This window comes from Chryseobacterium sp. YIM B08800 (genome assembly GCF_026163565.1).
In the GTDB taxonomy this organism is placed as follows: domain Bacteria; phylum Bacteroidota; class Bacteroidia; order Flavobacteriales; family Weeksellaceae; genus Chryseobacterium.
On sequence record NZ_JAPDKN010000016.1, the window covers coordinates 145,205 to 154,846 of the forward strand.

At 33.2% G+C, this 9,642-nt stretch carries 8 protein-coding genes; 5 read left to right on the forward strand and 3 right to left on the reverse strand.

Going from position 1 to position 9,642, the window contains the following annotated elements; genetic code table 11:
- Positions 1-73: 73 nt before the first annotated feature.
- From OEW74_RS08105 to OEW74_RS08120, 4 genes are all read left to right on the forward strand, one after another.
- Positions 74-1,747, forward strand: a complete 1,674-nt coding sequence (locus OEW74_RS08105) for a glutamine--tRNA ligase/YqeY domain fusion protein (RefSeq protein WP_265427988.1) — start codon at positions 74-76, stop codon at positions 1,745-1,747.
- 316 nt (positions 1,748-2,063) lie between these two features.
- Positions 2,064-3,236, forward strand: coding sequence for an MFS transporter (locus OEW74_RS08110; RefSeq protein WP_416207905.1), 1,173 nt, complete (start codon positions 2,064-2,066; stop codon positions 3,234-3,236).
- A 122-nt stretch (positions 3,237-3,358) separates the two neighbouring features.
- Positions 3,359-5,389 (forward strand): TonB-dependent receptor, encoded by a 2,031-nt coding sequence (locus tag OEW74_RS08115; protein WP_265427990.1) that lies wholly within the window; start codon positions 3,359-3,361, stop codon positions 5,387-5,389.
- Positions 5,390-5,486: 97 nt separating this feature from the next.
- Complete coding sequence (locus OEW74_RS08120; protein ID WP_265427991.1) at positions 5,487-6,011, forward strand: hypothetical protein; 525 nt, start codon at positions 5,487-5,489, stop codon at positions 6,009-6,011.
- A gap of 26 nt (positions 6,012-6,037) precedes the next feature.
- Here the strand turns inward: OEW74_RS08120 and OEW74_RS08125 are convergent, their stop codons facing one another.
- Positions 6,038-7,000 (reverse strand): YpdA family putative bacillithiol disulfide reductase, encoded by a 963-nt coding sequence (locus tag OEW74_RS08125; protein ID WP_265427992.1) that lies wholly within the window; start codon positions 6,998-7,000, stop codon positions 6,038-6,040.
- A gap of 155 nt (positions 7,001-7,155) precedes the next feature.
- Between OEW74_RS08125 and OEW74_RS08130 the strand changes: the two genes are divergently transcribed.
- Positions 7,156-7,791, forward strand: a complete 636-nt coding sequence (locus OEW74_RS08130; protein WP_265427993.1) for a hypothetical protein — start codon at positions 7,156-7,158, stop codon at positions 7,789-7,791.
- Positions 7,792-7,843: 52 nt separating this feature from the next.
- On the opposite strand, the gene OEW74_RS08135 is transcribed toward OEW74_RS08130, so the two are convergent.
- Both OEW74_RS08135 and OEW74_RS08140 read right to left on the reverse strand, forming a co-directional pair.
- Positions 7,844-9,136: a glycosyl transferase family 1 gene (locus OEW74_RS08135; protein ID WP_265427994.1), complete on the reverse strand. Its 1,293-nt coding sequence runs from the start codon at positions 9,134-9,136 to the stop codon at positions 7,844-7,846.
- A 53-nt stretch (positions 9,137-9,189) separates the two neighbouring features.
- Positions 9,190-9,495 (reverse strand): GIY-YIG nuclease family protein, encoded by a 306-nt coding sequence (locus OEW74_RS08140; RefSeq protein ID WP_210151183.1) that lies wholly within the window; start codon positions 9,493-9,495, stop codon positions 9,190-9,192.
- Between the last annotated feature and the right edge of the window lie 147 nt (positions 9,496-9,642).

Genomic DNA, 9,642 nt, shown 5'->3' on the forward strand with positions numbered 1-9,642 from the left:
CATTTTCATAAACCCCTAAATTTTCCTAAATTTGCAAATTGTCGGATAATGCGACATTTTAAAGCGAATTTTAATGGAAGAAGAAAAAAAATCACTCAATTTTATTGAGCAAATTATCGAAGATGATTTGGCAAACGGTTTGAAACAAGAGCAAATCCGTTTCCGTTTTCCGCCTGAACCAAACGGTTATCTGCATGTAGGTCATACAAAAGCGATCTGCATCAACTTCGGTTTGGGTGAAAAATACAATGCTCCCGTAAACCTTCGTTTCGACGATACGAACCCTGAAAAAGAAGAGCAGGAATTCGTAGATTCTATTATGAAAGACGTTGAATGGCTAGGTTTCAAATGGGATAAAGTTTTGTACGCCTCCGATTACTTCCAGCAGCTTTACGATTGGGCAGTTCAGTTAATCAAAGAAGGGAAAGCTTATGTTGATGAGCAGCCGTCTGAAGTGATTACTGAGCAAAGAAAAAATCCTGCAGAACCAGGAATAGAATCTCCATTCAGAAATCGTCCTGTTGAAGAGTCTTTAGATTTATTCGAAAAGATGAAAAACGGAGAATTCGAAAGTGGTTCAATGTCTCTTCGTGCAAAAATCGACATGGTTTCGCCTAATATGAATATGCGTGATCCTGTGATGTACAGAATTTTGAATAAACCTCACCACAGAACAGGTACAGACTGGAAAATTTATCCAATGTATGATTGGGCTCATGGTGAATCTGATTATATCGAGCAAATTTCGCACTCGCTTTGTTCTTTAGAGTTTGAAAACCACAGACCGCTTTATAATTGGTATTTAGACCAAGTTTACGAAGAGGGAAAGGTTAAAAATAAGCAAAGAGAATTTGCGAGAATGAACGTTTCTTACATGATTACTTCCAAAAGAAAGCTACAAAGGCTGATTGCTGAAAATGTAGTGAACGGTTGGGATGATCCTAGAATGCCTACAATTTCCGGAATGAGGAGAAAAGGTTTCACGGCGAATGCAATTAGAAAATTTATTGATAAAGTTGGTGTTGCAAAAAGGGAGAATTTAATTGAAATTCAGCTCTTAGACTTCTGTGTTCGCGAAGATTTAAATAAAGTAGCCAAACGTGTAATGGCGGTTGTAGATCCTATTAAATTAGTGATTGAAAACTATCCTGAAGGTCAGGAAGAATGGCTGGTTACCGAAAATAATAACGAGCAGGAAGATGCAGGAACAAGAGAAATTCCTTTCTCAAGAGAATTATATATTGAGCGTGAAGACTTCAAAGAAGAAGCGGGCAATAAATTCTTTAGATTAAAATTAGGTGGAGAAGTCCGTTTAAAATCTGCTTACATCATTAAAGGTGAAAGGGTAGAGAAGGATGAAAATGGTGAAATCATAACCATTTACGCATCTTATGACGAAAAATCTAAGTCTGGAAGTGGAACTGAGGAAAGTTTAAGAAAAGTAAAAGGTACGATTCACTGGGTTTCTGCGAAACACGCAATTCCTGTGGAAGTCAGAAATTACGAGAAATTATTCACTGTGGAACAGCCTGATGCTGAGAAAGATGTAGACTTCTTAAATTTCATTAATCCTGAATCTGTCAATGTCATTCAAGGATTTGCTGAGCCTAGTTTAAAGGATGTTGCAGTGGGAGAACCGCTTCAGTTCCAGAGAATTGGCTATTTTACGAAAGATCAGGATTCTACAGATACAAATTTTGTGTTTAATAGAACAGTGACTTTAAAAGACTCTTATAAGCCGGAGTAAAAATTTATTTATATCAATATAAATGAAACAGGGCTTATTTTTTAAGCCCTGTTTTTTTGTTTTTAAACATTTACGGCATAATAAAATGCCACGAATACACGAATATTTTTTGTGTTATTAGTGAGAAATATTCGTGGTATTTGTGTTTAAAGGAATCCCGGAGGGACGATTTAATAAAGGATAGAATGAAATCCTATCAATTAAAAACGCTTATAAATTAAATTATAACAAATTATTATCAATATTAAAATAAAAAATTGTGAAAATAATACAACTATACACCAACTCATTCAAAGGGCTTTCGCAGGAAAGCTGGATGTTGGCGCTCGTAATGCTCATCAACCGAGCCGGTTCGATGGTACTCCCGTTTTTGGGAGTTTATATGACTGCTCATTTAAAATTCAGTATAGAAAATACCGGTATTGTACTTAGCTTTTTCGGAATCGGTTCTGTGATTGGTTCTTGGTTAGGCGGATTTATTACCGATAAAATAGGGGAATACAAAGTTCAGTACCTCAGTTTATTACTGAGTGTTCCGTTATTTTGTTTAATCCCACTCTTTAAAACAGAAGTGGGGGTTGCTGCCATTATTTTGATTCAAAGTATTGTAAGCGATTCATTTCGTCCTGCAAATTCAGTAGCGATTACGAAGTATGCGAAACCGGAAAATATTACAAGAGCATTTTCATTAAACCGAATGGCAGTCAATTTAGGATTCTCTATCGGTCCTGCTTTAGGAGGAATTTTATCGGCAATTTCTTATGAATTTCTGTTTTTTTCAAATGCTTTAGCCGCTTTGTTAGCCGGGATTTTATACATTATTTTCTTTCGGAAGCGTAATAAACTTGCAAAACTGAGAGCAAGAAAAGTAAAAGAAGCCATTGAGATTAAAAAAGAAAATTCGCCTTATCGGGACGGTAAGTTTTTGATTTACTGTTTCTTATGTATGCTTTTTTCAATTTGTTTCTTCCAGTTATTCAGTACATTGACGATTTTCTATAAAGACACCGCTCATTTAAGTCAGCAAAATATTGGTTATTTATTGGGCTACAGCGGATTTATAGTTGTGTTGCTGGAAATGGGATTGGTTCAGGTTGCCGAAAAATATCTGAGCCTAGCTCGTACCATGTTTTTAGGAACCTTCATTTGTGGACTTTCTTATGCAATGTTGGGCTTCGATTATAGCATTATAACTTTAGTGATTTCAATGACTTTACTGTCTGTCGGTGAGATTTGGGCACTGCCTTTTATGTCAACTATCACCGCTTTGAGATCAGGACAAAACAACAAAGGCGCTTATATGGGTTTGAACGGAATTTCATTTTCAATTGCATTTATTGTAACTCCCTATTTAGGAACTTTAATTGCCGAAAAATTAGGATTTACCGTTTTGTGGATCGGTACCGGAGTAATTGCCACAATCATTGCTTTGGCGTTTTACTTTATCGTTCCATGGATGATTAAAGATAAAAAAGAAATTTTAGATTAAATTTTAATTAAAAAAAATAATAAGTCAGCCTTGTCAAAGTTCAAAAGCTTGACAAGGCTTTTTTATACTCTAATTTTTAAGTTTTAGACTTAAACTGTACAATTTTTGCTTTGCCTTGTTTAATGACAAAACTATACTTTCTTCTTTCCGCCTTATCCGTAACTTTTTTATTTTCTCAAAAAAAAGATTCTGTCAATTTAATTTCAGAAGTAAAAATTGATGCTTATAAAAAGCCAACGACTTTTATAGCTTCCACAAAATCGGTTTCGGTAGTTTCAGAAAATTTACTCAATCAAAATACGCCGGAAAGAATGCTGGAATCGATCAACCAAATCGCAGGAGCAAGAATGGAAGAACGTTCTCCCGGAAGTTACAGAATTTCGCTTCGTGGAAGCACCTTGCGTTCACCTTTCGGAGTGAGAAATGTGAAAGTTTATCTTGATAATTTTATTTTGTCAGATGCTTCCGGAAATACTTATTTTAATGTAATTTCTCCTGAATTGATTGATCGAATGGAAATTTATAAAGGTCCAGAAAGTGGCGATTATGGAGCAGTAACTGGTGGAACAGTGCTTTTAAAAACAAGATCTTCAGACAATTTATCAGCAAATTTGTCTACTGGAAGTTATGGAACTTTCAACCAGAGTTTTGATTTTTCTAAACAGATCGGGAAACATTTTTTTGAAGTTTTTCAAAATTATTATCAAACCGATTCTTATCGTGAACAGTCGAAGGTAAAGAGAAAACAAATCTTTATAAAAGATAATTTTCAATATTCAGAAAGGGGAATTTTAAAAGGAATGTTGATGTATTCGGATCTCGATTATCAAACTCCGGGTGGACTGACTTTGGAACAGATGAATATCAATAGAAAGCAAGCCAGACCAAAGACTGCAACGCTTCCAGGTGCTTCGGAACAAAATGCGGGAATCCGAAATAAAATGATTTTGGCCGGACTTTCAAATGAATATCAATTCACCCCAAATTTTTCGCATTTTATTTTAGTTCAGGGTTCTTATGTTGATTTTGAAAATCCTTTTATTACCAATTTTGAAAACCGTTTTGAAAAGAATTTTGCCTTGAGAACCCACTTTAATTATGAGAAAATTTGGGGTAAAGTTTCTTTAGCATATCGATTGGGTTTCGAAGGTGGAATGAATGATATTCTAATCAAAAATTATGATAACAATAAAGGTTTTGAAGGTAATCCACAGAATTTTGATCAGCTAAAAAACACTTCAGGATTTTATTTTCTTTCACAGAAATTAAATTTTGATGAAAAACTTTTTACTGATGTTTCAATCAGTTTAAATTCAAATTCTTACGATTGGGAAAGACTTTATCCACGAACGGAAAATGGGAAAATAGATTTTAAAAATCAATGGCTTCCTAATTTCGGTTTTACTTATCTTTTTGCACCGGGTTTTTCAGCAAGAGGTAAAATAGGAAAGGGAAATTCAGCACCCACCAATGAAGAAATTCGTTCTTCAAACCAGCAATTTAATGTAAATCTAAGCCCTGAATTTGGTTGGAACAAAGAAGTTGGAATTCGAAAACAATTTGGAAATTTCTTTTTTATAGAAGCAAGTTATTTTGATTTCCGACTCGAAGATGCGATCGTAAGAAGACAGAACGAAGCCGGACAGGAATATTTTATCAACTCAGGAAAAACCGTTCAGAAAGGTTTTGAATTTCTGTTAGAATCTAAAAATTTTGATCTTAAAAATGATTTTTTCAGTCAATTGAAATTCAGGTTTTCAGGAAGTTTTTATGATTTTAAATTTAAAAATTATCAACAAAATCAAAATGATTTTTCGGGAAATGATTTAACAGGAGTTCCAAGAACAACGATAAACAGTTTGCTGAATTTTACTTTTTTCAAAAAACTTTCTGTTGATTATTCTCACTTTTATACCTCAAAAATACCTTTGAATGATGCAAATTCTGTTTGGTCAGAATCAAGCTTGGTTGGAAATATTCAATTTAGGTTTCCTGTAGATTTTGAAAAAACAAGAGTGAATTTATACCTTCAGATTCAGAATTTATACAATGAAGATCATGTTTCAGGTTTTGATATCAATGCGTTTGGAAACCGATATTACAATCCTGCTGCAAAAAGAAATTTTGTTTTGGGAATGAAGGTCGATTTCTAAAGTCATGGCGACAATGGCAGCGACGAAACAATTTTGAAATTTTCACTTTTGAGATTTATTTTGATTTATCTTTTTATATTTGCAAAAATCAAAAATTATGTATAAAATTTTTCTATTTTTATTAGTTGCAAGTCAATTATTTTTTGCTCAACATAGTTCAAATAAACATGATATTGTTATAAAACATTCAGGAGATAGTTTAAAGGTTCAAGTTATATCAGTCGATGATAAAGTTGTTTTTAAATACCTTGAGGAAGAAGCTACTAATTTTTTAAGTAATAATTGTATAGATAAAATTATTTTCGCTTCTGGACGCGAACAAAAATTTGATGACAAAGTTATTATTACTGGTGTAAAAGACTGGGAGAAGGTAATTATCACAACTAATCCCGATGATGTAAAATGTCTAGTTAGAAAAGGGGAAGTCCGAGCTTCATCAAGTAATGATTGGAATTTTAAAGGTAAAATGGGTATTGATAAAAAAGCTACGATGAAAATTAAAAAAGAAGCAGCAAAATTAAATTCTCATGTCATTTTACTTGAAGACCAATTTAAAAAAAATATGACATTTTGGAGTGGTGCAACAAGTTCAAAATATGGAATCGCCTACAGCTACGAATAGTTATTTGTTAATTTTAAAGACTCAAATTATTTCATAAGAATGTTTCGAATAATCATTTCTGCATGAATTCTTGAATTTTCAATAAACCAAAGGTGAGTGTCTTTTCCACCACAAACAACGCCTGCCAAATATAAATTTTCAATATTGGTTTCCATTGTTTCAGAATTGTAGACAGGATTTAAACATTCACCTTGTAAATCAATTCCGGAATTTTTAAGAAAATTAAAATCGGGAAGATAACCCGTCATTGCCAAGACAAAATCATTTTCAATTTCCTGAATCTCATCGTTTTTGTCTTTAAATACAACAGAATTTTCTTTAATTTCAATCAACTCAGCATTAAAATGAGCTTTAATACTTCCTTCTGAAATTCTGTTTTCAATATCTGGTTTCACCCAATATTTTACATTTTCAGAAATCTCAGAATTTCGAATGATCATTGTTACTTCAGCTCCTTTTCTGTAGGTTTCCAAAGCAGCATCAACCGAAGAATTGCTCGATCCAATCACTACAATTTTCTGTTGTGCATAAGGATAAGGTTCGGTATAATAATGCTTTACTTTCTCAAGATTTTCTCCGGGAATATTCATCAGATTCGGAATGTCGTAAAACCCGGTTGAAATGATGACGTTTTTGGCTGTATATTTTGATTTGGAAGTTTCAATCTCAAAAATATTTCCGCTTTTAGAAACTTTTAATACTTTTTCGTAAAGGTTAATATTGATGTCTTTCTGTCTTGCGATACCTTGATAATATTCCAAAGCTTCCTGTCTTCCAGGTTTTGGTGCAGCCGAGATAAAAGGAATTTCTGCAATTTCAAGCTTTTCCGCCGTCGAAAAAAAACGCATGTATAAAGGGTAATTGTATAACGAATTTACAATCGTTCCTTTTTCAATAATCAAATACTTCAGGTTGTTTTTCTTTGCTTCGAGTGCGCAGTTTAGACCAATCGGTCCAGCTCCGATAATCAGAATATCTAAAATTTCCATCTAACAAAAGTACAAAAAAGCTTGGCTCAATAGTCTCTAAACAATAAGTCAAAAATTATGGTTCTGATTTTTAAACTCTATTTAATTTAACATAACATTGAAAGATTTCAATTTAAAACTGGCACTCCTTTTGAACTTTTCACGAAAATTTTATAATGAGAAAGACTTTTTTAGCATTCATACTTTTAGCAGCATTGTCGTGTGAGAAAAAGCAAGATAAAAGTCCTGCAGTTTCTACAGATAATCTGAAAAGGTCAAATGAAAGAACCGATACAAAGCCGGAAGCATTCTCTAAAGAAGTTGCGCTGAAAAAGACCAATGATGAACTTTTACAGGCACTGAAAGTAGGTTATTATGATGTCTTTGGCAATTATATTCATCCTGAAAAAGGCGTAAGATTTTCGATGTATGCTTTTGTTAACCGAAATGAAGACAAGCATTTCTCAAAAATCGATTTTGAAAAATATTTGCCAACAAAAACTATTTTCACTTGGGGTTCCAGAGACGGATCGGGTGAAATTTATAAAGCAACCATTAATCAATACCTGAAAAACTGGGTTTTCCGTAAAGATTTTACAAGATCGGAATATGCGTTTGATAAGTTTTTAGGCAATGGAAATTCTCTTAATAATTTAAAAGAAATATATCCAAATACTAATTTTACAGAAAACTATATTTCCGGTTCTGAAAAATATGGCGGAATGGATTGGAAGGCGCTTCGATTTGTTTTCGAAGAATTTGAAGGGAAATATTACGTAATCGCTGTCATTAATGATGAATGGACTATTTAAAATTCCCCTTCTCTGAAGGGGTGGATTCAACGAAGTTGAAGACGGGGTAGTTTTATAAAATTTCAACCAATTTTTTAGTCAAATTTTTTCTTGAAAACTGTTCAATATTTTGAGTGTTTTCTAAAAGATTTCCATTTTTCCACAGCTCAAATTTTTCTAAAATAAAATCTTCAATTTCTTTAAAATCATTGTATCCAAAGTGTTTTCCGGCTTTTGTTTCATCTAATATTTTTGCAACATCTGCTTCATTTGGACCGAAAGAAATAATTTGTTTGCCAGTTGCCAAATATTCAAATATTTTCCCCGGAATAATGCCTTTTGAAGAGTCATTTGGAAAATTAGTGATCAATAAAAGGGAAGACTTCGCCATTTCATCAACCGCTTTATCGTGCGAAACGTAACCAAGATTCTGAATATGACCTTTTAAGCTTGACTTCTCAATAACTTCTAAAATTTTATCATCAATTCTCCCAACAAATTTTAGGTTAAAGTTTTCCGCAAAATCTGAATTGGTTTTCACTAAATTATCGAGTGCTTTCCAAAGGTTTTCAGGATTTCGCAATTGTTCTAAAACACCGATGTAACTTAGTGTAAATTGGGTTGGAGAGTTTGAGGGGTAAAGGGTTTGAGGGTTTGAGTCTGTTTCATCAAATCCATTAGTGATACAAAATGCATTCGCTCCATTTTTACGGAAGTTTTCTGCATCGGTATAACTTGTTGCCAAAGTGATATCCGCAGTTTTGAACACTTCAGATTCCAGTTGGCGGTGCTTTTTATCTGATTTTTTTGTCAGCTTTAAATGTTTGTAATACGAAATTTCTGTCCATGGATCACGGAAATCTGCAATCCATTTTAAGTCAGGAAATTTCTTTTTTAAATTTAAACCAATCAAATGCATTGAGTGGGGTGGTCCTGAAGTAACGATCGTCTCAATATTGTTGATTTTCAAATATTGCTCAAGAAACTGAGTTGAAGGATTAACCCAAAAAACGCGTGCGTCGGGAATGAAAAAATTTCCTCTCACCCAAATCGAAAGCTTAGATTTCCAGCTTTGATTGTTGCCCACATCAAATTGTCCCGCTTTGAATTTTTTATTGCTTTTATTAAGCTTTTCAGCCAACTGATAAGGTTCCCAAATCTTTGTTCTTACAATTTCCAGATCTTCAGGAACATCTTTCATTAAGCTTTCATCCAATAAAGGATAGCTTGGGTTTTCAGGCGTATAAATAATCGGTTTCCAGCCAAATTCAGGAAGGTATTTTGCAAATTTCAGCCAACGCTGAACTCCTGGTCCTCCTGCAGGTGGCCAATAATAGGTGATGATAAGAATTTTCTTTTGTTCCATATAATTTTGCAGACTGTCATTCTGAATGAAGCGAAGCGTAATGAAGAATCTCTTTAAACATCATCATTCAAAAATTTCCAAGTAGGATTAAATTCTTTAATTAAGTTCTCTTTTTTAATTCTTGTCCAACCTTTTATCTGCTTTTCTCTTTTGATAGCAGTTTCTACATCAGCAAATTGTTCAAAATAAACTAAATAGAAACATTTATATTTTGTGGTGAAACTCTTGTCAATTGCTTCCGGATTCTGATGCCAATACAATCGGGATTTTAAATCGTTGGTAACTCCTGTGTATAAAACAGTCTTTATTTTATTGGTTAAAATATAGACATAGTAATTATGAGTTCCAAGAGTTTTCATTGATTGTTTTTTTTTTTGTCATTCTGATGATAGGAAAAATCATTACTTAAAAATGAGATTCTTCACTGCGCTATGCTTCGTTCAGAATGACAGAAATTTACACAGATTTGTCAATTGAGATTTCAACTTGTTTTTTATCTTTTTTTC

What these genes read in the sequence shown, in the direction of transcription:
- OEW74_RS08105 (WP_265427988.1), top strand. Translation starts at nt 74, where the DNA reads ATGGAAGAAGAAAAAAAATCACTCAATTTTATTGAGCAAATTATCGAA.
- OEW74_RS08110 (WP_416207905.1), top strand. Translation starts at nt 2,064, where the DNA reads ATGTTGGCGCTCGTAATGCTCATCAACCGAGCCGGTTCGATGGTACTC.
- OEW74_RS08115 (WP_265427990.1), top strand. Translation starts at nt 3,359, where the DNA reads ATGACAAAACTATACTTTCTTCTTTCCGCCTTATCCGTAACTTTTTTA.
- OEW74_RS08120 (WP_265427991.1), top strand. Translation starts at nt 5,487, where the DNA reads ATGTATAAAATTTTTCTATTTTTATTAGTTGCAAGTCAATTATTTTTT.
- OEW74_RS08125 (WP_265427992.1), bottom strand. Translation starts at nt 7,000, where the DNA reads ATGGAAATTTTAGATATTCTGATTATCGGAGCTGGACCGATTGGTCTA.
- OEW74_RS08130 (WP_265427993.1), top strand. Translation starts at nt 7,156, where the DNA reads ATGAGAAAGACTTTTTTAGCATTCATACTTTTAGCAGCATTGTCGTGT.
- OEW74_RS08135 (WP_265427994.1), bottom strand. Translation starts at nt 9,136, where the DNA reads ATGGAACAAAAGAAAATTCTTATCATCACCTATTATTGGCCACCTGCA.
- OEW74_RS08140 (WP_210151183.1), bottom strand. Translation starts at nt 9,495, where the DNA reads ATGAAAACTCTTGGAACTCATAATTACTATGTCTATATTTTAACCAAT.